At 67.0% G+C, this 24,605-nt stretch carries 21 protein-coding genes; 13 read left to right on the forward strand and 8 right to left on the reverse strand.

Annotated elements, in window-relative coordinates:
• Window positions 1-5 precede the first annotated feature (5 nt).
• On the reverse strand, window positions 6-1,379 hold the full coding sequence (locus tag AC3WOS_RS23515) for a GNAT family N-acetyltransferase (RefSeq protein ID WP_492719106.1): 1,374 nt from the start codon (window positions 1,377-1,379) through the stop codon (window positions 6-8).
• Window positions 1,380-1,484: 105 nt separating this feature from the next.
• Here AC3WOS_RS23515 and AC3WOS_RS23520 point away from each other — a divergent pair, with 105 nt between their 5' ends.
• From AC3WOS_RS23520 to AC3WOS_RS23550, 7 genes are all read left to right on the forward strand, one after another.
• Entirely contained in the window at window positions 1,485-1,655 is a 171-nt protein-coding gene (locus AC3WOS_RS23520; RefSeq protein ID WP_492719067.1) for a hypothetical protein, read from the forward strand.
• A 117-nt stretch (window positions 1,656-1,772) separates the two neighbouring features.
• Window positions 1,773-2,708, forward strand: coding sequence for a transaldolase (tal, locus tag AC3WOS_RS23525; protein WP_492719069.1), 936 nt, complete (start codon window positions 1,773-1,775; stop codon window positions 2,706-2,708).
• Between the two features lie 217 nt (window positions 2,709-2,925).
• Window positions 2,926-4,128: an efflux RND transporter periplasmic adaptor subunit gene (locus AC3WOS_RS23530; RefSeq protein WP_492719071.1), complete on the forward strand. Its 1,203-nt coding sequence runs from the start codon at window positions 2,926-2,928 to the stop codon at window positions 4,126-4,128.
• Window positions 4,129-4,143: 15 nt separating this feature from the next.
• Window positions 4,144-7,296, forward strand: coding sequence for an efflux RND transporter permease subunit (locus AC3WOS_RS23535; RefSeq protein WP_492719072.1), 3,153 nt, complete (start codon window positions 4,144-4,146; stop codon window positions 7,294-7,296).
• Window positions 7,289-8,809, forward strand: coding sequence for a TolC family protein (locus AC3WOS_RS23540; RefSeq protein WP_492719074.1), 1,521 nt, complete (start codon window positions 7,289-7,291; stop codon window positions 8,807-8,809). Before AC3WOS_RS23535 ends, AC3WOS_RS23540 begins: the two co-directional genes overlap by 8 nt.
• Before the next feature lie 148 nt (window positions 8,810-8,957).
• Entirely contained in the window at window positions 8,958-10,031 is a 1,074-nt protein-coding gene (locus tag AC3WOS_RS23545; RefSeq protein ID WP_492719076.1) for a patatin-like phospholipase domain-containing protein, read from the forward strand.
• Window positions 10,032-10,189: 158 nt separating this feature from the next.
• A complete protein-coding gene (locus AC3WOS_RS23550) occupies window positions 10,190-11,941 on the forward strand; it encodes a methyl-accepting chemotaxis protein (RefSeq protein ID WP_492719078.1) in 1,752 nt (583 codons plus the stop codon).
• A 12-nt stretch (window positions 11,942-11,953) separates the two neighbouring features.
• On the opposite strand, the gene hemW is transcribed toward AC3WOS_RS23550, so the two are convergent.
• From hemW to AC3WOS_RS23565, 3 genes are all read right to left on the reverse strand, one after another.
• Window positions 11,954-13,201 (reverse strand): radical SAM family heme chaperone HemW, encoded by a 1,248-nt coding sequence (gene hemW / locus AC3WOS_RS23555; RefSeq protein WP_492719079.1) that lies wholly within the window; start codon window positions 13,199-13,201, stop codon window positions 11,954-11,956.
• Entirely contained in the window at window positions 13,198-13,782 is a 585-nt protein-coding gene (gene rdgB / locus AC3WOS_RS23560) for an RdgB/HAM1 family non-canonical purine NTP pyrophosphatase (RefSeq protein ID WP_492719081.1), read from the reverse strand. The genes hemW and rdgB overlap by 4 nt, the downstream gene beginning before the upstream one ends.
• Window positions 13,783-13,929: 147 nt before the next feature.
• Complete coding sequence (locus AC3WOS_RS23565) at window positions 13,930-14,946, reverse strand: NADP-dependent oxidoreductase (RefSeq protein ID WP_492719083.1); 1,017 nt, start codon at window positions 14,944-14,946, stop codon at window positions 13,930-13,932.
• Between the two features lie 98 nt (window positions 14,947-15,044).
• Between AC3WOS_RS23565 and AC3WOS_RS23570 the strand changes: the two genes are divergently transcribed.
• Window positions 15,045-16,016, forward strand: coding sequence for a LysR family transcriptional regulator (locus AC3WOS_RS23570; protein WP_492719085.1), 972 nt, complete (start codon window positions 15,045-15,047; stop codon window positions 16,014-16,016).
• Window positions 16,017-16,082: 66 nt separating this feature from the next.
• On the opposite strand, the gene rph is transcribed toward AC3WOS_RS23570, so the two are convergent.
• The 3 genes from rph to AC3WOS_RS23585 are packed head-to-tail and all read right to left on the reverse strand — an operon-like array spanning window position 16,083 to window position 18,848.
• Window positions 16,083-16,817, reverse strand: a complete 735-nt coding sequence (rph, locus tag AC3WOS_RS23575; RefSeq protein WP_492719087.1) for a ribonuclease PH — start codon at window positions 16,815-16,817, stop codon at window positions 16,083-16,085.
• Window positions 16,818-16,835: 18 nt separating this feature from the next.
• Window positions 16,836-17,807 carry a PP2C family protein-serine/threonine phosphatase gene (locus tag AC3WOS_RS23580; protein ID WP_492719089.1) on the reverse strand — a complete coding sequence of 324 codons (972 nt, stop codon included), beginning with the start codon at window positions 17,805-17,807 and terminating at the stop codon, window positions 16,836-16,838.
• A 30-nt stretch (window positions 17,808-17,837) separates the two neighbouring features.
• Window positions 17,838-18,848 carry a serine/threonine protein kinase gene (locus AC3WOS_RS23585; RefSeq protein WP_492719091.1) on the reverse strand — a complete coding sequence of 337 codons (1,011 nt, stop codon included), beginning with the start codon at window positions 18,846-18,848 and terminating at the stop codon, window positions 17,838-17,840.
• An 88-nt stretch (window positions 18,849-18,936) separates the two neighbouring features.
• Between AC3WOS_RS23585 and AC3WOS_RS23590 the strand changes: the two genes are divergently transcribed.
• The 4 genes from AC3WOS_RS23590 to AC3WOS_RS23605 all read left to right on the forward strand — a co-directional run bounded on the left by AC3WOS_RS23590 (window position 18,937) and on the right by AC3WOS_RS23605 (window position 23,220).
• On the forward strand, window positions 18,937-19,827 hold the full coding sequence (locus AC3WOS_RS23590) for a YicC/YloC family endoribonuclease (RefSeq protein ID WP_492719107.1): 891 nt from the start codon (window positions 18,937-18,939) through the stop codon (window positions 19,825-19,827).
• 142 nt (window positions 19,828-19,969) lie between these two features.
• Window positions 19,970-20,608: a guanylate kinase gene (gene gmk / locus AC3WOS_RS23595; protein WP_492719093.1), complete on the forward strand. Its 639-nt coding sequence runs from the start codon at window positions 19,970-19,972 to the stop codon at window positions 20,606-20,608.
• Between the two features lie 24 nt (window positions 20,609-20,632).
• Window positions 20,633-20,836: a DNA-directed RNA polymerase subunit omega gene (gene rpoZ, locus AC3WOS_RS23600; RefSeq protein WP_056443456.1), complete on the forward strand. Its 204-nt coding sequence runs from the start codon at window positions 20,633-20,635 to the stop codon at window positions 20,834-20,836.
• Window positions 20,837-20,940: 104 nt separating this feature from the next.
• On the forward strand, window positions 20,941-23,220 hold the full coding sequence (locus AC3WOS_RS23605; RefSeq protein WP_492719096.1) for a RelA/SpoT family protein: 2,280 nt from the start codon (window positions 20,941-20,943) through the stop codon (window positions 23,218-23,220).
• A gap of 65 nt (window positions 23,221-23,285) precedes the next feature.
• On the opposite strand, the gene greB is transcribed toward AC3WOS_RS23605, so the two are convergent.
• Window positions 23,286-23,852 (reverse strand): transcription elongation factor GreB, encoded by a 567-nt coding sequence (gene greB, locus AC3WOS_RS23610; RefSeq protein ID WP_492719098.1) that lies wholly within the window; start codon window positions 23,850-23,852, stop codon window positions 23,286-23,288.
• A gap of 95 nt (window positions 23,853-23,947) precedes the next feature.
• On the opposite strand from greB, the gene AC3WOS_RS23615 reads away from it, so the two are divergent.
• Window positions 23,948-24,511: a hypothetical protein gene (locus tag AC3WOS_RS23615; protein WP_492719100.1), complete on the forward strand. Its 564-nt coding sequence runs from the start codon at window positions 23,948-23,950 to the stop codon at window positions 24,509-24,511.
• Window positions 24,512-24,605: the final 94 nt, after the last annotated feature.

Genomic DNA, 24,605 nt, shown 5'->3' on the forward strand with positions numbered 1-24,605 from the left:
CTCTATCAGGATGGCTGGTCGCCGAATACTATACCAGCGCTCGCGCCCAACGGCTTGGCGAAGCACAGCGCCAGCGGATTACCGGCGTACTTGCCGTAGTTTTCCATCGGCCGGTAGCCGGCCGCCGTGTAGAAGTTCACGGCGCGCCGGTTGACTTCGCGCGTCTCCAGCCACAGCGCGCGGTAGCCGCGGGCCACCGCCTCCCGTTCCAGGAAGGCGAGGATGGCGCGACCCGTACCCGCGTTGCCGGGCCGCGCGTACATGCGCTTGACCTCGGCCACGCCCGGCTGCAAGGGCCGGAACGCGCCACAGCCTATTGGCACGCCCTGCAGGTTGCGCGCCACGGCAAAACAGGCCGTATCGCCCTTCACGTCGGCCACGTCGAACGAGGCCTTGCCGCTGCTGCCCGTGATCCCAGCCAGCACGCCGGACAGCTCGTCCATCAGCAACTGGGCGTCGGCCGTCTCCGGGTCTTCCTGCGCGATCGAGATCTGGTTGCCCAGCTGCTCCATCAGGAAGGCGATGAACAGCTTGGTGCGGGCCGGCAGGTGGCGCGTGTCCGTGATTGCATGCACATGGGTCGGTTCCAGTTGCCAGTCCGGCAGCACCCGCACCAGCCGCCCCGCTTCCACGTCCTGGCGCACGATGCGCGGATCGAGGCCGGCGATGCCGATGCCGCTGGCGGCCATGGCCCGGTTCACCTCCGCGCTGTTGCTCACGAAGCGCGAGCCGCCCATCACTTCCACCGTCTCGCCGCCCCGGTGGAGGCGGCGCCAGATGTCCGTCTCGCGCGCCGCGCCCCGGCCCACGCACAGCGAGTGGTGGGCCAGGTCGCTGGCATGGACCAGCCGCGGCGCCCGCGCCAGGTAATCCGGCGCGGCGTACAGGTAGCGCGGCAGCGTCGCGATCTGGCGCACCACCAGCGAGTTGGGGCCGGCCGGCGGACGACCCATGCGGATGGCCAGGTCGATCGGCTCCGTCTGCAGGTCGACCGGCCGCACCGTGATGTCGAAATTGAACTTGATCTGCGGGTAGATGCGGGCAAACTCGCCCAGGATGGGCGCCAGGTAGCCGATGGCGAAGTCGGACGTCATCGACACCCGCAGCGTGCCGATGGGGCGCTCCGACACGTCGCGCAGCGCCTGGTGGGCCGACAGCGCCTCCTCGACGATGCTCTGGCAACGCTTGAAATACACCTCGCCGGCCGCCGTCAGCTCCACCTTGCGGGTGGACCGGTGCAGCAGGCGCAGGCCGATGATCTTTTCCAGTTCCGCGATATTGCGCGACAGCGTGGAATTGGGCATGTCCATCGCATCGGCGGCGCCCCGGAAGCTCTTGCGCCTGGCCACTTCCACGAACAGCCGCATGTAGTTCAGCACGTCCAATCATTGCTCCATTTTTGGAATACTCAATTCGATTATACGTATTTATCCCACCGAAGGAACAGTACAAAATAGACAAATCAAATCGATAAGGAGTTCAAGATGGCAACACTGCTCAGCGCGAACCACACTCCGGCGGCCGGCGTCCCCGCTGCCGGCTGCTCCCACGGCGCCCGGCATGCCGCCGTCCAGCGCCCGCCAGCGCCGGCCCCGCAACCATCGGACTTCGTGCGGGAGCTGTGCAACATACTGGCCGCCCTGACCCACAGATAGCCGCAAGGACTACGCGCAGCGTGACATCACGCTGCGCACATTTAGCATTTGACCAAGGGTGAGTACAATAAGCTAAGATACCAATCGCAATTCCGCTTACCTCATTTGGCCCCGCACATGAACCAACTCGAACAGCTCAAGCAATTCACCACCGTCGTTGCCGACACCGGCGATTTCCAGTCGATGAAGGCCTACACCCCGCGCGACGCCACCACCAACCCGTCGCTGATCCTGAAGGCGGTGCAGAAGGACGAGTACAAGCCGCTGCTGGAAAAGGCCGTGCGCGACAACCCCAACGCCGCCACCGGCGACGTGATCGATCACCTGCTGATCGCCTTCGGCGGCGAGATCCTGAAAATCGTCTCGGGCCGCGTCTCGACCGAGATCGACGCCCGCCTGTCGTTCGACGTGGAAGGCTCGGTGGCCAAGGCCCGTGAACTGATCCACCTGTACGAGACGGCCGGCTTCGACCGCGAGCGCGTGCTGATCAAGATGGCCGCCACCTGGGAAGGCATCCGCGCGGCGGAAATCCTGGAGCAGGAGTGCATCCACTGCAACATGACGCTGCTGTTCTCGCTGGGCCAGGCCATCGCCTGCGCGGAAGCGGGCGCCCAGCTCATTTCGCCGTTCGTGGGCCGCATCTACGACTGGTACAAGAAGTCGACCGGCATCGAGTATGAAGCGGCCGACGATCCGGGCGTGCAGTCGGTCAAGCGCATCTACAACTACTACCGCAAGTTCGGCTACCAGACCGAGGTGATGGGCGCCAGCTTCCGCAACACGGGCCAGATCCTGGAACTGGCCGGCTGCGACCTGCTCACCATCAGCCCCGACCTGCTGCAGCAGCTGGCCAGCAGCGACGCCCCCGTCGCGCGCAAGCTGTCGGCCGACGCCGCGCCGGGCGCCGCCATGGTCAAGATGTCGCTCGATGAAAAGTCGTTCCGCTTCATGCTCAACGAAGACGCCATGGCCACCGAAAAGCTGGCCGAAGGCATCCGCGCCTTCTGCGCCGACTCCGGCAAGCTGAAACAGATCATCTCCGGCATGCGCTGATCCGGCCCGGTCGCCATCCCACGCCAGCGGGGACGGAACACGCAGCCCGGCCACCTGGCCGGGCACGGGTTCCGTCCCCGTGCGCATTTCCGGCCCGGCGGTCTTGTCGCATACAAAACGTTACATCAATTGCTGTATTACAATGCTGCAACCATTTCTGCCCACACCAGGCGGCAGGAAAAAGTACCGCCCACCATCTACAATTTACGAGACATCCATGAGATCAGTCCCGCGCTGCGCGCCCGTCGCCATCACTATTCTGACCTTGGCCGCGCTGGCCGCCTGCGGCGACAAGAGCGCCGGCAACGGCGCTCCGCCGCCTGCGCCCACCGTTGCCGTCATCACCGTCGCACCCGCCGCCGTCACGCTGAGCAGCGAGCTGCCGGGCCGGCTGGAAGCGTCGCGCGTGGCGCAGGTGCGGGCCCGTACGGCCGGCATCGTGCTGCAGCGGGTCTATACGGAAGGCAGCGACGTCAAGGCCGGCCAGGTGCTGTTCCGGATCGACCCGGCCAGCTTCCAGGCGTCCTACGACAGCGCCCAGGCAGCCGTGGCCAAGGCCGAGGCCAACCTGGCCCAGGCCGAACTGAAAGTGAAGCGCTACAAGCCGCTGCTGGCCGCGCAGGCCGTCAGCCAGCAGGAATACGACGACGCGGCCACGGCCCAGAAACAGGCCGCCGCCGACCTGGCCACGGCCAGGTCGCCACGCCAGAACGCCGGCCTGACGCTGGGTTATGCCACCGTCACCGCTCCCATCGCCGGCCGCGTGGGCCGCGCCCTCGTCACCGAAGGCGCGCTGGTGGGCCAGGGCGAGGCGACCCCGATGGCCACCGTGCAGCAGCTGGACCCGATCTACGTCACCATCACCCAATCGTCCACCGAGCTGCTGCGGCTGCAGCAGGCCCTGGCCAGCGGCAAGCTGACCAGCGCCGGCAAGGGCCAGGCCCGGGTCACGCTGGTAACCGAGGATGGCCAGCCCTACCCGCTGCCGGGCAAGCTGCTGTTCTCCGACGTGTCGGTCGACGAGAGCACAGGCGCCGTCTCGATGCGGGCCGAATTCCCCAACCCGCAGCACACACTGCTGCCGGGCATGTACGTGCGCGCACGCCTGGAACAGGGCGTGCGCGAGGCCGCCATCATCGTGCCGCAGCAGGCCGTGGTGCGCGGGCCGGACGGCGCCTCCGTGATGGTGGTCGGCGCCGACGACAAGGTGCTGTCGCAGCCCGTGGTGGCCGACAACGTCCAGGGCCAGAACTGGGTCATCAGCTCCGGCCTCAAAGGCGGCGAACGCATCGTCGTGGAAGGCTTCCAGAAGGCCAAGCCGGGCACCCAGGTCAAGCCGCAGCCGTGGCAGGGGCCGGGCGCAGGGTCGGCTTCGGCATCGGCGTCCGCCTCCGCCGCCGCGCCGGCGACAGCCAAATAAGCGCGGGGAGCACAGATGCCTAAGTTCTTCATCGATCGCCCCGTCTTCGCATGGGTGATTGCGCTGTTCATCCTATTGGGCGGCGCGCTGGCCATCACGGTGCTGCCGGTGGCCCAGTATCCGACCATCGCCCCGCCGTCCATCGTCATCACGGCCAACTATCCGGGCGCCACGGCGCAGGTGCTGGACGACGCCGTCACCAGCGTGATCGAGCAGGAAATGAACGGCGCCGACGGCCTGCAATACGTCGAGTCCCAGAGTGAGGCCAATGGCGCCGTCACCATCACCGTCACCTTCCAGCCCGGCACCAATCCCGACCTGGCCGCAGTGGACGTGCAGAACCGCATCAAGCGGGTCGAGTCGCGCCTGCCGGCCGCCGTGACCCAGCAGGGCGTGCAGGTCAACAAGGCGCGCAGCAACATCCTGATGTTCGTCGGCCTGTCTTCCACCGACGGCCGGCTCGATCCGACGGCGCTGGGCGACTACCTGGCGCGCAACGTGGTCAACGAAATCAAGCGCATTCCCGGCGTGGGCCAGGCCCAGTTGTTCGGCACCGAGCGCGCCATGCGGATCTGGATCGCCCCGGACAAGCTGGTGGGCCTGAAGATGACCATGGCCGACGTGACGGCCGCCATCAAGGCGCAGAACGCCCAGGTGGCCTCCGGCACGCTGGGCGACCTGCCCAGCCCCGCCAGGCAGACTTATTCCGCACCCATCGTCGTCACCGGCCAGCTGGCCTCGACGGACGAATTCGGCCGCGTCGTGTTGCGCGCCAATCCCAACGGCTCGCTGGTGCGGCTGTCGGACGTGGCCCGCATCGAGATGGGCGGCGCCAGCTACAGCATCAACGCACGCCTGAACGGCGCGCCGTTCTCGGCCATCGGCGTCCAGCTGTCCCTGTCGGGCAACGCGCTGCAGACGGCAACGGCAGTGCGCAACAAGATGGACCAGCTGGCCAAATACTTCCCGCCCGGCGTCAAGTACACGGTGCCGTACGATACCTCGCTGTTCGTCAAGATCTCGATCGAGGAAGTGGTCAAGACCCTGGTCGAGGCGGTGATCCTGGTGTTCCTCGTGATGTACCTGTTCCTGCAGAACATACGCTACACCCTGATCCCCACCATCGTGGTGCCGGTGGCATTGATGGGCACCTTCGCCACCATGCAGATGTTCGGCTTCTCGATCAACGTGCTCACCATGTTCGGCATGGTGCTGGCGATCGGCATCCTGGTCGACGACGCCATCGTGGTGGTGGAAAACGTCGAGCGCATCATGAGCGAGGAAGGCCTGTCGCCGCGCGACGCCACCCGCAAGGCCATGCAGCAGATCACCGGCGCCATCATCGGCATCACGCTGGTGCTGATCGCCGTGTTCATCCCGATGGCCTTCTTCGGCGGCGCCGTGGGCGCCATCTACCGCCAGTTCTCGCTGTCGATGGTGTCGGCCATGGTGTTCTCGGCCCTGATGGCACTGTCGCTCACGCCGGCCCTGTGCGCCACCATCCTGCAGCCGGTGGAAGCGGGCCATCATCATGAAAAGCGCGGCTTCTTCGGCTGGTTCAACCGCCGCTTCGCCGTCACCGCCACCGGCTACCAGGGCATGATCGCCAGGATCCTGACCCGCACCGGCCGCTACCTGGTGGTGTTCGCAGTGATCCTGGGCCTGGTGGGCTGGCTGTACGCGCGCCTGCCCTCGTCCTTCCTGCCCAATGAAGACCAGGGCTACCTGATCACCAACGTGCAGCTGCCGGCCGGCGCCTCCACCAGCCGCACGGCCGCCGTGCTGGCCAGGGTGGACGCCTACTTCCGCCAGCAGCCCGGCGTGGCGCGCACCATCGCGGTGGCCGGCTTCAGCTTCTCGGGCAACGGCCAGAACGCGGGCCTGGTGTTCGTGCCGCTCAAGGACTGGGACGAACGGCCGGCCAGCCAGTCGGCCACGGCCATCGCGCAGCGTGCCTTTGGCGCCCTGTCGAGCATTCCGGACGCCGTCGTGTTCCCGCTCAGCCCGCCCCCCATCCGCGAACTGGGCAACGCCACCGGCATCACGGCGCGCCTGCAGGACCGCAGCGCCCAGGGCCACGCCGCCCTGCTGGCGGCCCGCAACCAGCTGCTGGAACTGGCCGGCAAGAGCAAGGTGCTGAAAGGCGTGCGCCCCGAAGGACTGGAAGACGCGCCCCAGCTGCAGCTCGACATCGACCGCGAAAAAGCCAATGCGCTGGGCGTGGCCTTCGCCGACATCAACAGCATGCTGTCGATCTCGCTCGGCTCGTCGTACGTGAACGACTTCGCCAGCGCCGGCCGCCAGCAGCGCGTGATCGTGCAGGCCGACGCGCCGCAGCGCTTGCAGCCGGAAGACATCCTCAAGCTCAACGTGCGCAGCGCCAGCGGCGCCATGGTGCCGTTCGCCTCGTTCGCCCGCTCGCACTGGATCAACGGTCCCGTGCAGCTGGTGCGCTACAACGGCTACCCCGCCATCAAGCTGACCGGCGACGCCGCCCCGGGCCGCTCCACCGGCGAAGCGATGGCCGAACTGGAACGGCTGGCCGCGCAGCTGCCACCCGGCTTCGGCATCGAATGGACTGGCCAGTCGCTGGAAGAAAAGACCTCCGGCTCGCAGGCGCCGGCCCTGTTCGCGCTGTCGCTGCTGGCCGCCTTCCTGGTGCTGGCCGCGCTGTACGAGAGCGAATCGATCCCGGTGGCGGTGCTGCTGGTGGTGCCGCTGGGCGTGCTGGGCGCGCTGCTGGGCGCCACCCTGCGCGGCTTGCCCAACGACGTCTACTTCAAGGTCGGCCTGATCGCCATCATCGGCCTGTCGGCCAAGAACGCGATCCTGATCATCGAGTTCGCCAAGGACCTGCAGGCGCAGGGCAAGGGCCTGATCGAATCGACGCTGGAAGCGGTGCACCTGCGCTTCCGCCCCATCATCATGACCTCGCTGGCCTTCATCCTCGGCGTGCTGCCGCTGGTGGTGGCCAGCGGCGCCGGCTCGGCCAGCCAGCGCGCCATCGGCACCGGCGTGATGGGCGGCATGATCACGGCCACCGTGCTGGCCGTGTTCCTGGTGCCCGTATTCTTCGTCGTGATCCGCAAGATATTCAAGGGCAGCGAACGCCAGCGCCGTCTGGCCGCACATGAACTGGACCTGCCCGTGGAGAAAAAACATGACTAAATCCGGCCACACCCTGCTGACCGCCCTGATGGCGGCGGGCCTGCTGTCGGCCTGCTCGCTGGCGCCCACCTGGCAGCGCCCGGCCGCGCCGGTGGCCGCCACCTGGCCCGAAGCGTCGGCCGCCGACAGCGCCGCCGACGGCAAGGCCGCCGTCGACACGGGCTGGCGCGACTACTTCGCCGACGCCCGCCTGCAGCAATTGATCGCCGCCGCGCTGGAGCACAACCGCGACCTGCGCACGGCCGCCCTGCGCATGGAAGAAGCACGCGCCCAGTACGGCATCCAGTCCGCCGACCGGCTGCCGAACGTGAACGCCAGCGCCGCAGATACCCGCGCCAGGACGCCCGCCTTCCTCACCTCCAGCGGCCAGAGCACCATCGGCAAGCGCTACGACGTGGGCCTGTCCATGCCCGCTTTCGAGCTGGACTTCTTTGGCCGCGTGAAAAGCCTGAACGACGCCGCCCTGGCCGCCTACCTGGCCACGGACGAAGCGCGCCAGGCGGCGCAGATCGGCCTGGTGGCCGATGTGGCCAAGGCCTACTACACGGAACGGGCCTATGCCGAGCAGTACGCGCTGGCCCAGCAGACGTTCGAGACGCGCCAGCGCACCTACGCGCTGACGCGCCAGCGCGCCGACGTGGGCGCCTCGTCGCGGCTGGACCTGCGCACCAGCGAGACGCTGATGGAAACGGCACGCGCCGCCGCGCTCACGCTGGCGCGCCAGCGCGCGCAGGCGGAAAACGCGCTGACGCTGCTGGTGGGCCAGCCGCCGGCGCCGGCGGCTACGGCTACTCCAGTCGCGCCAGCCAACGCCGCCGCTGCCAACGCGATCAGCGCCACCAACGGTGCGCAAACCACCGCCGCCAACGACGTCAATGGCGGCGCCACAACCGCCGCCCTGGCCAGCGATGCCCAGATCGACGCCATGAGCGCGCTGCCGGCCGGCCTGCCGTCGGACCTGCTCACGCGCCGGCCCGACATCCGCGCCGCCGAACAGCGCCTCAAGTCGGCCAACGCCAACATCGGCGCCGCGCGGGCCGCCTTCTTCCCCCGCGTGAGCCTGACGGCGGCCGTGGGCAGCAGCAGCCCTTCGCTGGGCGGCCTGTTCGACAGCGGCTCGGGCAGCTGGTCGTTCGCGCCGCAACTGGTGCTGCCCATTTTCGATGCAGGCCGCAACCGCGCCAACCTGACGTTAAGCGAAGTGCGCAAGAACCTGGCCGTGGCCGACTACGAGAAGACCATCCAGACCGCCTTCCGCGAAGTAGCCGACGCGCTGGCCGCGCGCAGCTACCTGGGCGACCAGGTGACGGCGCAGCGCGCCATCCAGGATGCCCAGGCCGACCGCCTGCAGCTGCTGGAACTGCGCTTTGCCAACGGCGTGGCCAGCTCGCTCGACGTGCTCGACGCCCAGCGCGAACTGTTCGCCAGCCAGCAGGCGCTGGTGCAGGCGCGCCTGCTGCGCACCACCAGTGCCATCGATTTGTACCGGGCCCTGGGCGGCGGCCTGAAGTAACCCGGGCCGGGCCGGGCCGGCGCCAACGCCGCCGTCCGCATCGCGGCGGTGGCATGGCCGGGCCGGCCAACCGCGCCCGCTCTTACACCTGCGCCCGCAACCGCATCCGAACTTGCAACGCCAGTTGACCATCACAAGCCGAGCCGCCATGTCTTCACCTATCACCATCCGCCTGGGCCAGCGCGCCCGCCAGCGCATCGCCGCCGACGGCCTGCAACCGGCCGACATCGCCATCGTCCCCGCCGCGGCCGGCGGCCCCAAGGGCCTGATCCTGAACGGCATCGATTGCTGGATGTCCGGTTCCTGGCTGCCGCGGGCGCCGCGCCAGCGCACGCTGGTGGGCGCCTCGATCGGCGCCTGGCGCATGGCGGCATCCGCCTTCCACGACCCGGTGGCCGCGCACCGCCGGCTGGCTCGCCTGTACGCGGGCCAGCGCTACCCGGCCAAGGTCGATGCGGCCTACGTCAGCCGCACCTGCCGCGCCCTGCTGGACGAAGTGCTGGACGGACGCGCCGCCGAAGTACTGAACCATCCCGGCCACCGCCTGGCCGTGCTGACCGTGCGCGGCGCCGGCCCGCTGGCCGGCACGGGCGGCGCCCGCTGGCGCGAAATGGCCGGCTTCCTGCTGGCCGCCGCCAACAACGCCGTGGCGCGCCGTCGCCTGGCCGGCTCGATGGAACGGGTGGTGTTCCATGACGGGCGCGATGGCGCCGACTGGCTGCGCCAGCCCTTCGACGCCTTCGCCGGCCATTTCGTCGGCCTGTCCGAGGCCAACCTGCGCGACGCGCTGCTGGCCTCCGGCTCCATCCCGCTGGTGCTGGAAGCGGTGTCGGGCATCGCCGGCGCCCCGCCTGGCGACTACTGGGACGGCGGCCTGATCGACTACCACTTGCACCTGCCCTACCGGCGCGATCCGGGCCTGGTGCTGTACCCGCACTTTGCCGACTACATCGTGCCCGGCTGGCTGGACAAGTCCATGCCCTGGCGCCGCGCGCGCGACGCCGCGCTGGAGAACGTGATCCTGATTTCGCCCTCGCCGTCGTTCGTGGCCAGCCTCCCCAACGGCAAGCTGCCGGACCGGCGCGACTTCAAGTTCTACGGCCAGGACCACGCGGCCCGCACGCGCGACTGGAGCCGCGCCATCGCCGAAAGCGAGCGCATGGCCGAGGCGCTGGCGCGCTGGTGCGAACGGCCCGACCTGCAGCTGGCGCAGACGTTCTGACGGCGGTGCCCGGTGCTTCCGGGATGAAATATTGTTTCGAAAAAGCAACGAATTCGACAGAAAATTTCATGTCGGACGGCGGCGCTTGGGCGCATACTTACAGCGCCGCCAGCCCCAAATCCGCCTGTGGCACGCCGGCCTTCCAGGGAGACCACACCATGAAATTCCTGTCGCACCTGCGCATCCGCACCCGCCTCTCGATCGGCTTTGCCATCGTCCTGCTGATGTCCGTGTTTGCCACCTCGGTGGCACTGGTCAACGAACGCGCCAACGGCGAAGCGACCAAACAGATGATGGCCAAGCCACTGGCCAAGGAACGCATCGTCTCCGATTGGTATGTGCTGATCTACTCGGCCATCGCCCGCACCGAACTGATCGCCCGCAGCACGGACGACACGCTGGCCGCCACCTTCGCCGACGTCATCGCCGACAGCGTCAAGCAAGGTACGGCGCTACTGAACAGCATCAAGGAACTGCTGGTCAACCCGGACGAGAAAGCCATTTACGACCAGGCCATCGCCCTGCGCAACAAGTACCAGGCGTCCAAGAACGCCGTCAGCGCGGCCCGCAAGAGCGGCGACGCGGCGAGCGCCGAGCGCATCTATCAACAGGAGTTCATGCCGGCGGCCACGGCCTACCAGAACAAGGTCAAGGAACTGCTGGCGTTCCAGCGCAAGGCCATCGACGACACGGCGCTGGCCATCGAGGCGGCCAACGAGCGCGGCACCATGCTGCAGACCATACTGTCGGTATTGCTGATTGCCGTCGGCAGCCTGGCCGCCTGGGTCATCTCGCGCAGCATCACGGCGCCGCTGCAGTCGGCGGTCGACATCGCCGGCACCGTCGCCACCGGCGACCTGACCACCGAATTCGCCGCCGAGACCTCGCGTGACGAGATCGGCGACCTGATGAAAGCCCTGCATGGCATGAACGACTCGCTGCGCAACGTCGTCAGCCAGGTGCAGCAAGGCACGCACACCATCGCCACCGCATCAAGCCAGATCGCGGCCGGCAACCAGGACCTGTCCTCGCGCACGGAGCAGCAGGCCGGCTCGCTGGAAGAGACGGCATCGTCGATGGAGGAACTGACCTCCACCGTGCGCCAGAATGCCGAGAACGCGCGCCAGGCCAACCAGCTGGCGCAGGCCGCGTCGGACGTGGCGGAAAAAGGCGGCGCCATCGTCGGCCAGGTGGTCGACACCATGGGCTCGATCGACGCCTCGGCCAAGAAGATCGTCGACATCATCGGCGTGATCGACGGTATCGCCTTCCAGACCAACATCCTGGCCCTGAACGCAGCGGTGGAAGCGGCACGCGCCGGCGAGCAGGGCCGCGGCTTCGCCGTGGTGGCGTCCGAAGTACGCAACCTGGCCCAGCGCAGCGCCGGCGCGGCCAAGGAAATCAAGGCCCTGATCGGCGACTCGGTGGAACAGGTGGACCTGGGGGCGCGGCTGGTGCAGCAGGCCGGCAGCACGATGCAGGAAGTGGTGGCCAGCGTCAAGCGCGTGACCGACATCATGGGAGAAATCACCTCGGCCAGCAGCGAACAAAGTACGGGCATCGACCAGGTCAACACGGCGATCGCGCAAATGGACCAGGTCACGCAGCAGAATGCGGCGCTGGTGGAAGAAGCGGCGGCAGCGGCGGCCAGCATGCAGGAACAGGCGGCGCGGCTGGCCGAAGTGGCGGCCTGCTTCAAGCTCGGTAACGAAGGCATGCTGGCGGCGCCGGCACGGGTCGCGCCCGCGCGCCGTCCCGTCGCGGCGGCAGCTGCCGCGCCGAAGAAGGTAGCGCGCGCTCCAGCGCCAGCGGCCCGGCGCCTGGAAGCCGTCCCCGCGCCCGCCGCAGCCAAGGCCAGCCCACGCAAACCGGCCACCGTCGGCGGCGACCAGGACTGGGAAGAGTTCTAACAGCCCCGGGGGTTATGCCTGCAGGAACATCTGCTGCAGGTCGTTGAGGAAGCGCTGGCCCAGCTCGGTCGGGCGGATGACCAGGTGGTCGCGGTACAGCAGGCCCTTGGCTTCGGCGGCGTTGAGCGTCTTGTCGATCGCGTTCAGGCTCATGCCGGTGCGTTCGGCGAACAGGTTGGGCGAGAAGCCGCCGTGCAGCCGCAAGGTGTTGAGCATGAATTCGAAGCCCATGTCCTCACGCGCGATCTCGTATTCCTCCTGCACCGGCGTACCGTTGCGTACCTGCTCCATGTAGCTCCTGGGCTGCTTGTAGCGGGCCTGGCGCAGCACCCGATGCGGGAACGACAGCTTGGCATGCGCGCCGGCGCCAATGCCGAGGTAGTCGCCAAATTCCCAGTAGTTCAGGTTGTGGCGCGCCTGCCGGCCCGGCTGGGCATAGGCCGACACTTCATACTGGCCATAACCGTGCGCCGCCGTCAGCTCCGCGATCATGTCCTGCATGTCGGCGCTGGCGTCGTCGTCCGGCAGCGTGGGCGGATACTTGGCGAAGACCGTGTTCGGCTCCATCGTCAGGTGGTACAGCGACAGGTGCGGCGGCTGGTACGACATGGCCGTCTCCACATCGAGCCGCGCCTGTTCCAGCGTCTGCGACGGCAGCGCGTACATCAGGTCCAGGTTGAAGTTGTCGAAGTTGGCCCGCGCGATTTCCACCGCGCGGCGCGCCTCGTCGCCGTCATGGATGCGGCCCAGCGATTTCAGGTGGTCCGCGTTGAAGCTCTGGATGCCGATCGACAGGCGGTTGATGCCGCTGGCGCGATAGGAGCGGAATTTCTCCGCTTCGAACGTGCCGGGGTTCGCTTCCATCGTGATTTCGGCATCGCCGTCCAGCGGCAGCAGCGTGCGCAGGTCCGACAGCAGCCGGTCCAGCCCTGCCGCCGACATCAGGCTGGGCGTGCCGCCGCCGATGAAAACGGTATAAATCTTTCTGCCCCAGATCAGCGGCAGCGCCATCTCCAGGTCGGCGCGCAGCGCGTCCAGGTATTCCTTTTCGGGGAAGGCGCCGCCCTGGGCTTCATGCGAGTTGAAGTCGCAATAGGGACACTTGCGCACGCACCACGGGAAATGCACGTACAGCGACAGCGGCGGCAGCGCCTGCAGGTTCAGGGCGCCCGGCTGCAGGTACTTGACGGCGGCGCCGGCCGCATCGGCGGTGGCCATGGCCGGCTTGGATGCGGCGCCCGCGACTTTGATCGGGATCATCGCAGCTTCTCGACCAGTGCGCGCAGGGCCTGGCCGCGGTGCGACAGCGCGTTCTTCTCGTCAGGCGTGAGCTCGGCGGCGCATTTGCCCAGCGCCGGGATATAGAAATGCGGATCGTAGCCGAAGCCGCCATTGCCGCGCGGGGTGGCGATCATTTCGCCGTTCCAGCGGCCGTCCGCGATCACCGGCTGCGGATCGTCGGCGTGACGCACGTAGACCAGCACGCAGTAGTAATAAGCCGACTTGTCGGCATGGGGCGCCAGGTCGGCGATCAGCTTCGCGTTGTTGGCGGCGTCGGACTTGGGCTCGCCCGCGTAGCGCGCGGAATACACGCCCGGCGCGCCGCCCAGCGCGTTGACGCACACGCCGGAATCGTCGGCCAGCGCCGGCAGGCCGGTCAGGCGCGAAGCATGGCGCGCCTTTTCCAGCGCGTTCTCGACGAAAGTGATGTGCGGTTCGTCCGCTTCGGGCACGTCGTATTCGCCCTGGGCGTGGACCGAAAAGCCGACGGCGGACAGCAGTTCGTTGAATTCCTTGAGCTTGCCCGCGTTGTTGGAGGCAAGGATGAGACGTTGGGTCATGGGTAATCTGGCTATAGTGGCAATGCGCCCCGCATGCGCGGGGCTGGAAGTGCCGCCATTGTAAACCGATTTGGCCGCGCCGCCTTTCGGCACGCCGGCCGAGGGCCACGCGTCGCCGTCCAGCTGCTGCGCGGCCACTCCCCAACGTCAGCCCTGCGCCGCCACCTGCAGCACCAGCTTGCCGTTGTTGCTGCCGTCGAACAGCTTCTGGAACGTTTCGGGGAACGACGCCAGGCCCTGCACCACGTCCTCGCGGGTCTTGAGCTTGCCGGCGGCGATCCAGCCGCCCATGGCGACGATCGCCTCCATGGCGCGCGGATAGTAGTCCGCCACCATGATGCCCTTCATCGTGGCGCGCTTGACCAGCAGTTGCAGGTAGTTGGCCGGCCCCTGCACGGCAGTCGTGTTGTTGTACTGTGAGATGGCGCCGCAGATCACGATGCGCGCATGGAGCGCCAGGCGGTTCAGCACCGCGTCGAGGATCTGGCCGCCCACGTTATCGAAATACACATCGACGCCTTGCGGGCAATGCCGGCGCAGCGCCTCGGCCACATCCTCGTTCTTGTAGTCGATGGCCGCGTCGAAGCCCAGCTGCTCGACCAGGTAGCGGCACTTGTCCGCGCCGCCGGCGATGCCAACCACGCGCGCGCCCTTGATCCTGGCGATCTGCCCCACCACGGCGCCCACGGCACCGGCCGCGCCGGACACCACCACCGTCTCGCCAGCCTTGGGCTGGCCCACGTCGAGCAGGCCGAAATAGGCGGTCAGCCCCGGCATGCCCAGCGCGCCCAGGTACAGCGGCAACGGCGCCAGCTTGGGATCGACCTTGGTCAGGCCCTGGCCAGTGGAGACGGCATATTCCTGCACGCCCAGCAGGCCGGTGACGTAATCGCCGGCCGCAAAGCCGGCGTGGCGCGATTCGACCACCTGGCCGACGGCGATGGCGCGCATCACCTCGCCGATGGCCACCGGCGGCATGTAGGAGTCTTCGCTGGCGTTCATCCAGCCGCGCATGGCCGGGTCGAGCGAGATGTATTCCAGCTTGATGAGGATTTCGCCTTCGGCAGGCGTCCGCACGGGCGCGGCAGCGTACTCGAAGTCGCTGCGCTGGATGGCGCCCACGGGACGGCGGGCCAGGAGGAATTGGTGATTGGTGGTGGACATGGTGGTCTCTGCTCGCAAAATGGTAGATAACGAACAGCAGTATAGGCGCCTGGACTATGCTTGATTAGTCATCAATTTGGCATTACATTGTTGCCCATATGACGACAATCACCACTCCCCTACCCGCCTACAACGGCGCCGCCCTCAATCCGCAACGGCTGGCCATCTTTGCCGCCATCGTGCGGGCCGGCAGCATCAGCGCGGCCGCCATCCAGCTCGGCTGCGGCAAGTCGGTGGTGTCGCGCCAGCTGGCGCGGCTGGAGCTCGACCTGGGCGCACGCCTGATCCAGCGCTCCACCCGGCGCCTGGCGCTGACCGAGATCGGCGCGCTGGTGCTGCAACAGGCGCAGCAGATCGAGCAGGCGCTGGAGCGCATCGGCGAGATCACCGACAAGTACCAGCAGCAGGTGCGCGGCCTGCTGCGCGTATCGTGCTCGATCGCCGCGCGCCGCCCGCTGGCGCCGCTGCTGGCCGAGTTCACCGCGCTGTACCCGCAGGTCAAGGTGTCGCTGCAGCTCGAGGACAGGCTGGTCGACCTGATCGCCGAGCAGATCGACGTGGCCATCCGCACCTCCTACCTGGTCGATTCCACGCTGGTGGCGCGCAAGCTGGCCGACAACGCCAGCATCATCGTGGCCGCTCCCGCCTACCTGGCGCGCGCCGGCGTGCCGGCTACGCCGCACGAGCTGCGCGCGCATGCCTGCCTGCTGTACGCCAACGGCGGCAGGGTCTATGACGAATGGACGTTTATCGGCGACGACGGGCCGTATGTGGTGCGGGTGGACGGCCCGCTGCAGATCAACGATGGCGGCTCGCTGGTGACGGCGGCCGTGGCCGGCGCCGGCATCCTGCGCATCCCGCAGGTGCTCGCGCGTGAGGAGCTGGCGCGCGGCGAACTGGTGCCCGTGCTGGCCCACTGCCGGCTGCCGCCGGCGCCGGCCAGCTACGCCGTCTATCCGGCGCGCGATTTCCTGGCGCTGAAGACGGTAGCCTTTGTCGACTTCCTGCAGCAGCGCATGAGCGAGGAAGCGGCCGGCGCGGACACCGCCACGCCAGCGCCGGCACACTGATGCGCCGGGCCGCCAACGGGGACGCGACGGCCCCTGGTGGCGATCACGATGACAAAATGAAGCGGCTCAGTCCAGCAGCCCCAGCGCCCGCTTCTGCATCTTGATCAGGTCCGCAATGCCGCCCTGGGCCAGGTCCAGCAGGCGGTTCATGCTGGCGCGGTCGAAGGCGGCGCCTTCGGCCGTGCCCTGCACTTCGATGAAGTGGCCGGCGTCGGTCATCACCACGTTCATGTCGGTGTCGCAGCCCGAGTCTTCCACGTAGTCCAGGTCCAGCACCGGCATGCCCTGGTACACGCCAACCGAGATGGCGGCCACGAAGTGCTTGAGCGGGATGGCCGGCACGGCGCCGCGCGCCACCAGCTTGGAGAAGGCGTCGTAGGCCGCCACCATGGCGCCCGTGATGGAGGCGGTGCGAGTGCCGCCGTCGGCCTGGATCACGTCGCAATCGAGGTGCAGCGTGCGCTCGCCGATCGCTTCCAGGTCGAACGCGGCGCGCAGCGAGCGGCCGATCAAACGCTGGATTTCCTGGGTACGGCCGGACTGCTTGCCGCGCGCGGCCTCGCGGTCCATGCGGGTGTGGGTGGAACGGGGCAGCATGCCGTATTCGGCCGTCATCCAGCCCTGGCCTTTGCCCTTCAGGAAGCCGGGCACCTTTTCCTCGATGCTGGCGGTGCAGATCACCTTGGTGTCGCCGCATTCGATCAGCACCGAACCCTCGGCATGCTTGGTGTAATCGCGGGTCAGGCGCAGGGTGCGCAGCGCATCGACGGCGCGGCCGCTGGGGCGGGATACAAAAGTCATCAAGTTTCCTATGTCGGTCTATTTCAGTATTTGGGAGGACTTTTCGATCGCCCCGCGGATTTCCGCGATGGCGCGTTCAATTTCGTCGTCGTTGAAGGCGTCCATTTCCGGTTCCGCTTCGGCGGCCGGTTCGGCTTCCGTCGGCGCGCTGCCGTGGATGGTGGTGCTGTGCAGGTCCTGCGGCAGCGCCTCGGTCGAAATCACGGTGGACATGTCGGGCGCCGTCACGGTGGCGATGCCGTCGGTGACGGAGCCGCCCTGCCACATGATGGCCAGCGCCGTCACGTTGTCGCTGCCCTGGCCGGCCTTGGCCAGCGCCGTGCTCACCAGGTCCGGCACGGCCCGCACCACCGTCTGCGTCTGCAGGCGGTGCGCCAATTCTTCGTCCGGCAGCATAGACCACAAACCGTCGGAGCACAACAGCAGCTGGTCGCCCGGCAGCAGGCTGGCGCGGCCCGACAGCTCGATGCGCGGCACCACGCCCGCGCCCAGGCAGTTATACAGCTTGTTGCGGTCCGGATGGGTGGCGCGCGCCGACGGCGGCACCACGCCGCGCGCGATCAGGCTTTCCACATGCGAGTGGTCGCGCGTGCGCGCCAGGATCTGGCCGCCGCGCAGCCAGTACAGGCGTGAATCGCCCACGTGGGCCCAGATCGCCGTGTTGTGCTGGATCAGGCACACCACCACCGTGGTGCGTGGCGTGTCCGGCAGGTTGTTGGCGGCGCAGTAGCGGTGGATGTCGTGGTGCGCCGCCATGCAGGCCAGCTCCAGGAAGCGCTCCGGCTTTTTCACGTAGGGCGAGGCCTGCTGCTGGAACATGGTGGAAATGGTCTGCAGCGCGATGGTGGCGGCCACCTCGCCGCGCAGGTGGCCGCCCATGCCGTCGGCCAGCACCAGCAGCAGCGCGTCGCGCGTGAAGCTGTAGCCCATGCGGTCCTGGTTGACCTTGCGGCCGCCGATGTGGCTTTCCTGATACACGGAGAATTGCATGGTTATGCCTTGTGTCGGTTAATGGCGCCGTTATTGCTGCGTATCGGGTCCGGCCTTGTCCCTGGCCCGCCCCAGGCCGCCCAGGCGGCCCACCAGGCCGCGCAGGCTGCCGCCCAGCTTTTCCAACGTGCCCTGGGGCGCCGGCGCGGGCGCCTCGGGGGCGGCCGTCTGCAGCACCTTCTGCAGCGCGAACAGGCTTTGCGGGCGGGCCAGCGGATCGAGCGCCAGGCACCAGCGCACCAGCTTGACCAGTTCTTCCGAATACAGGCCGTCGAGCTTCTGGAAATGCGCCTCCATTTTATCCTCAGTCTTGCGCTGGTCGGCCGGTTGTGGCGGCGATCCGACCATGCAGGCGAACATCGAGGCGCCGATACTGTAGACGTCCGTCCACGGCCCCAGCGTGGCGTTGCGCGTGTACAGTTCGGGCGGCGCGAAGCCGGGTGTGTACATGGGTGTGAGCTTGGGCAGGTCGGTGTTGACGGTCTGGCGCGCGGCGCCAAAGTCGAGCAGCATGGGGGTGCCGTCCGTGCGCAGGTAGATGTTGGCCGGCTTGAGGTCCAGGTGCAGCAGCTTGTTGGCATGCACCTCGCGCAGCCCGCGCAGCACCTGGGTGAAGATCTGGCGGATGAAGGCCTCGTTGGGGCGGCTGCCCTTGGCTTTCAGGCGCTGGATGTGCTCCTGCAGCGAGTGGCCCGACTCGTAGGCCATCACCATATAGACCGTGTCGTTGGCGCGGAAAAAGTTGAGCACGCTCACCACGTTGGGATGGGCGATGCGCGCCAGCGCCCGCCCCTCCTCGAAAAAGCACTTGAGACCGATGCGGAACACGGGCAAGTTGGCCTTGGAAATGGCCGGCACCAGCTCGCCCGGCTGCCGTAACGCCAGCGAACTGGGCAGATATTCCTTGATCGCCACCGTATTCCCGTCTGCGTCATACGCCAGATAAACAATACTGAACCCACCGGACGCAATTTTCTTTACAATGCGATATCCAGCAATTTCCAGGCCATCCGGTAACGGGGCGTTGTTTTGTGCAGCCATAAGTTTCCTCGCCTCAACAAACGGATTGTGTGGATAAATCACTGTTTTGTAAAGATTAAATCGGGGACATCCATTGAGCATTTCCAGCATGACAGGCTACGCGGTTGCCACCAGCGAGAGCGCGGCGGGAACACTGACGATAGAAATCAAGAGCGTCAATTCGCGCTTTCTTGACCTACAGTTTCGAATAAACGACGATTTGCGCGCCCTCGAACCCGATTTGCGTGCTGCCATTATGGCCGCCATTACCCGTGGCAAGGTCGAAATTCGTCTCAGTTTCGGACGCAAGGCGGCCACCACCGGCACCACGGCGCTGAACATGGCGCTGCTCGGCGAGTTGCAACGATTGCAACTCGAGGTGGGCAAGCACTTCGCCGGCGCCCCCGCCATGACGGTGGCCGAACTGTTGCGCTGGCCTGGCGTGATCGAGGAAGCCCAGATCGGCCAGGAATCGCTGCAGGCCGATGTGGCCGCCCTCACGGCCCGCACCGTGGCCGCCTTCGTCACCAGCCGCCAGCGCGAAGGCGCGGCGCTGGAAACGATGCTGACCACCCGCATCGACGCCATGGAAGCGATCGTCAAGCGCATCACGCCCCTGATCCCGCAGGTGGTGGCCGCCTTCCAACAGAAGGCCGTGGAACGCATGCAGGACGCGCTGGGCCTGGCCTGCCAGGGTTCCAACTCGGCCCTGTCGCGCCAGGACGCGCTCGAGCGCATCCGCCAGGAAGTGATCCTGTACGGCATCCGCATCGACGTGGCCGAGGAACTGGGCCGCCTGTCGGCCCACCTGACGGAAACCCGCCACATCCTGAAAAAAGGCGGCCAGGTCGGCAAGCGCCTCGATTTCATGATGCAGGAACTGAACCGCGAAGCGAACACGCTGGGCGCCAAGGCTTCCGTCAAGGAACTGGCCGACGCCTCGATGGAACTGAAGCTGCTGATCGAGCAGATGCGCGAGCAGGTGCAGAACCTGGAGTAGCCCGCCTCAAACAGGACGTGGCGTCGTGGTCGTGGCCCGCCGTGCAGCGGCATTGTCTTCGGCGCGGCGGCGGGAGTGGCGGCATTTCGTTGCCCTTGGTAAAATACGCCTTTGGGCGACGCCCACGTTTGGAAAGATCAACATGAGCCAACCTTCCGCCTTCTCCGGCAGCCTGTTCATGGTGGTGGCGCCGTCCGGCGCCGGCAAATCGACCCTGGTCAACGCGCTGCTGGCGCAGGAACCGGCCATCAAGCTGTCGATTTCCACCACCACCCGCGCCCCCCGTCCGGGCGAGACCCACGGCAAGGAATACTACTTCACCAGCGCGGAAGACTTCGTCGCCCGCGCCCAGGCCGGCGAATTCCTGGAGTGGGCCGAAGTGCACGGTAATTACTACGGCACCTCGCGCATCATGGTGGAACAGCAGATGCAGACCGGCACCGACATCCTGCTCGAGATCGACTGGCAGGGCGCGCGCCAGGTCAAGAAGCAGTTCCCGCAGGCGGCCGGCATCTTCATCCTGCCGCCTTCGATCGACGCGCTGGAAGAGCGCCTCAACAAGCGCGCCACCGACGCGCCCCACGTGATCACGCGCCGCCTGCTGGCGGCTGGCGGCGAAATCGCCCACGCGCCCGAGTTCGAGTATGTTATTATCAACGAAGAATTCCCGGTCGCCCTGTCCGAGCTGAGCGCGATCGTCCGAGCGGCCCGTTGCCGTTTTGCGCAACAAGCGGCCCGCAACGCATCGTTGTTCGCCCAGCTGGGCATCCACGCAGAATAAATACACCCGCTTTTAGGAGTTAAGATGGCCCGCATCACGATTGAAGATTGTCTGAAGAATATCCCTAACCGCTTCCAGCTGACCCTGGCCGCGACCTATCGCGCGCGCCAGCTGCTGCAAGGCCACACCCCCAAGGTGGAAGCCAAGGACAAGCCGACCGTCGTCGCCCTGCGCGAAATCGCCGCCGGCAAAGTCGGTCTGGAAATGCTGAAAAAGGTTCCCATGTAAGTGGAACCCGCGTTCCCGCACAGTGAGGATGGTCAGGACTTGGGCAGTTCTGCAATAATGCAGCCAGCGTTTAGACCATTCCACTGCGACGGATCGCACACAAGATGAACCTGACTCCTGCCGACACCGTCACCACCGGCACCCGCGCCAAGACCCCGCCCACGGCGGCTGGCGCCAGCGTCGCCACGTCCGCAGCATCGGCCGCGCCCTCCTCGTCGCCCTTGGCCGCGCCCACCGTCACGGCCGGCGTCGCCTCCGTCACCCACCTGACGGAAAAGCTGGCCGAATACCTGAGTCCCGCCGACCTGAAAAAAGTCAAGGAAGCCTACCGCTTCTCGGACGAGATGCACCTGGGCCAGGTGCGCAAATCGGGCGAGCCCTACATTTCGCACCCGATTGCCGTGGCCGAGATCTGCGCCGACTGGAAGCTGGACGCGCAAGCCATCATGGCCGCCCTGCTGCACGACGTGATGGAAGACCAGGACGTCAAGAAGGATGAACTGATCGAGCGCTTCGGCGCCCCCGTGGCCAGCCTGGTGGACGGCCTGTCCAAGCTGGAAAAGATCGAGTTCCAGAGCCAGATCGAGGCGCAGGCGGAAAACTTCCGCAAGATGCTGCTGGCCATGGCCTCGGACGTGCGCGTCATCCTCATCAAGCTGGCCGACCGGCTGCACAACATGCGCACGCTGGAAGTGATGGCGCCGGCCAAGAAGGCCCGCATCGCCAGCGAGACGATGGAAGTGTATGTGCCCATCGCCCACCGCCTGGGCCTGAACAACATCTACCGCGAACTGCAGGACCTGTCGTTCTCGCACCTGTACCCGCTGCGCTACCGCACCCTGTCCAAGGCCGTCAAGGCGGCCCGCGGCAACCGGCGCGAAGTGGTCAAGAAGATCCTGGAAGCGGTCAAGAACACGCTGGCCATGGCCAACATCGAGGCCGAAGTGTACGGCCGCGAAAAGACGCTGTACGGCATCTACAAGAAGATGCGCAGCAAGCGCCTGTCGTTCTCGCAGGTGCTCGACGTGTACGGCTTCCGCGTGGTGGTCGACAGCTTCCCCAACTGCTACGTGGCGCTGGGCACGCTGCACTCGCTGTACAAGCCCATGCCGGGCAAGTTCAAGGATTACATCGCCATTCGCAAGCTCAATGGCTACCAGTCGCTGCACACGACCTTGATCGGCCCCTACGGCACGCCGGTGGAATTCCAGATCCGCACCCAGGAAATGCACCGCACGGCCGAATCGGGCGTGGCGGCCCACTGGCTGTACAAGAACGGCGACTCCAACCTGTCGGACCTGCAGCAGCGCACCCATGCGTGGCTGCAGTCGCTGCTCGACATCCAGCAGCAGACGGGCGACTCGGCCGAATTCCTGGAACACGTCAAGGTCGACCTGTTCCCCGATTCCGTCTATGTATTTACGCCCAAGTCCAAGATCATCGCCCTGCCGCGCGGCGCCACGGCCATCGACTTCGCCTATTCCATCCATACGGGCATCGGCGACCATACGGTGTCGGTCACCATCAACAACGAAGCGGCCTCGCTGCGCACGGAACTGCGCAACGGCGACATCGTCGAAATCGTCACCGATGCCAGTTCGCGGCCCAGCCCCACCTGGCTGTCGTTCGTGCGCACCGGCAAGGCCCGTTCGGCCATCCGCCACCACCTGCGCACCATCAACCTGCCGGAATCGATCTCGCTGGGCAAGCAGCTGCTGGCCCAGGCCCTGACCCACCTGGGCATCGACCCGTCGATGGAAGACCAGCTGGTCGAGCGGCTGCTCAACGAATCGAGCGCCAAGTCGCTCGACGAACTGTATGCCGACATCGGCATCGGCAAGCGCATGGCGGCGCTGGTGGCGCGCCACATCTTCGGCCTCAAGGGCGGCGAATCGGCCAGCGCGCCGATCGACCACAACAGCGCGGCCGAGCTGGACCCCGTCACCATCTGCGGCAGCGAAGGCGTGTCCGTGCAGCTGGCCCAGTGCTGCCTGCCGATCCCGGGCGACGCCATCATCGGCCAGCTGCGGCGCGACCAGGGCTTGCTAGTGCACACCAGCGACTGCACGCTGGCCAAGCGCCAGAAAGGCAAGGAGCCGGACCGCTGGATCGCCGTCAAGTGGGGCACCGAGCTGAACCGGCGCTTCGACTGCCGCATCAAGCTGCTGATTAATAACGAAAAAGGCATCCTGGCCCGGGTGGCGGCCGAGATCGGCGAATCGGACGCCAACATCACCTACGTGGGCATGGACGAGGACAAGGAACACATCCTGCACCAGTTGCGCTTCACGATCCAGGTCAAGGACCGAGTGCACCTGGCCGGCTTGCTGCGCAACGTGCGCCGCGTGGCCGGCGTCAACCGCATCCTGCGCGAGCGCAGCTAACCCGAAAAAATGGGGACGTACCCCATATTTCAAAAAAAATGGGGTACGTCCCCATTTATTTGAGCTCAGTCGTTGGCCGGCGCCGGATAACGCACTTCCAGGATCTCCAGCTCTTCCAGCCCATGCGGGGCCTGGAAGCTGACCACGTCCCCCACCCGCGCCTTGGTCAGCGCACGCGCCACCGGCGCCACCCAGCTGATCTTGCCTTTCAGCGGGTCGAGTTCGTCGATGCCGACGATGGTGATGGTGCGCTCCTCGCCCGTCTGGTTGCAGTAGGTGACGCTGGCGCCAAAGAACACCTGGTCGCTGCCATGGTGCACGCTGGGGTCGACGATGGCGGCCGAATCCATGCGCTTGGTCAGGAAGCGGATGCGGCGGTCGATTTCCCGCAGCCGCCGCTTGCCGTAGATATAGTCGCCATTCTCCGAGCGGTCGCCGTTGGAGGCGGCCCAGTGCACGATGCGCACCACTTCCGGCCGGTCGACGTCGATCAGCTGCAGCAGCTCGTCCTTGATGCGCTGGTAACCGGCCGGCGTGATGTAGTTCTTCGACCCGGCGGGAATGGCCAGCGCCAGCGCGGCCGCTTCCTCATCGTCGTCATGGTCCGATTCTTTGACAAAGGCTTTGTTCATGTCCACATTGTAGCGGCTGACCGCGCCCTGCGCAGCGGCCATTTTTTCACGTATCATCTGGCGATGCGCCCCTTTGCCCTGCCGGCCGCGCCGGCATGAAACTTTCGCCCACCGTGCGGCGCCGGCTGACGGCGCCCCTGGTCTACCTGGCCGCCCTGTTCCTGCTGCTGGAGGACTGGCTGTGGGACCTGGGCGCGGCCCTGATGGCCTACCTGGCCCGCTGGCCGCCCCTGCGCCGGCTCGAGGCCTGGCTGCAGGGCTTGCGTCCGGGTGCCGCCCTGGCCGTGTTCGTGCTGCCGGCCCTGCTGCTGTTTCCCGTCAAGCTGCTGGCCCTGTTCGCCATGGCGCACGGCCACGCCGTCATGGGCCTGGCCGTGATCGTGACGGCCAAGGTGGCCGGCGCGGCGGCGGTGGCGCGGCTGTACGCGTTGACCCGGGCCACGCTGCTGACCATCGCCTGGTTCGCCCGCCTGCTGGCCTGGTTCCTGGCCCTCAAGCAGCGCTGGATCGCGCGCTTGCAGGCCAGCGCGCCGTGGCGCGAAGTGCAGGCCCTGCTTGCCGCCGTGCGGCGCTGGCGCCACCGCCTGCCGCGCCGGCGCTGGTGGCCCACCCGGGTGCTGCGCCGTTACGCAGCCCGCTGGCGTGCGCGCCGCCGTTAACATACCGGCAAGCGCACCTTTTCCGACCAACCCAGATAATGCAGGCATCTGCCCGACGACCGCCCCGCCTGATGCCCCGCCCGATGACCAAGCC

It is taken from the genome of Rugamonas sp. FW305-51, from assembly GCF_058786935.1.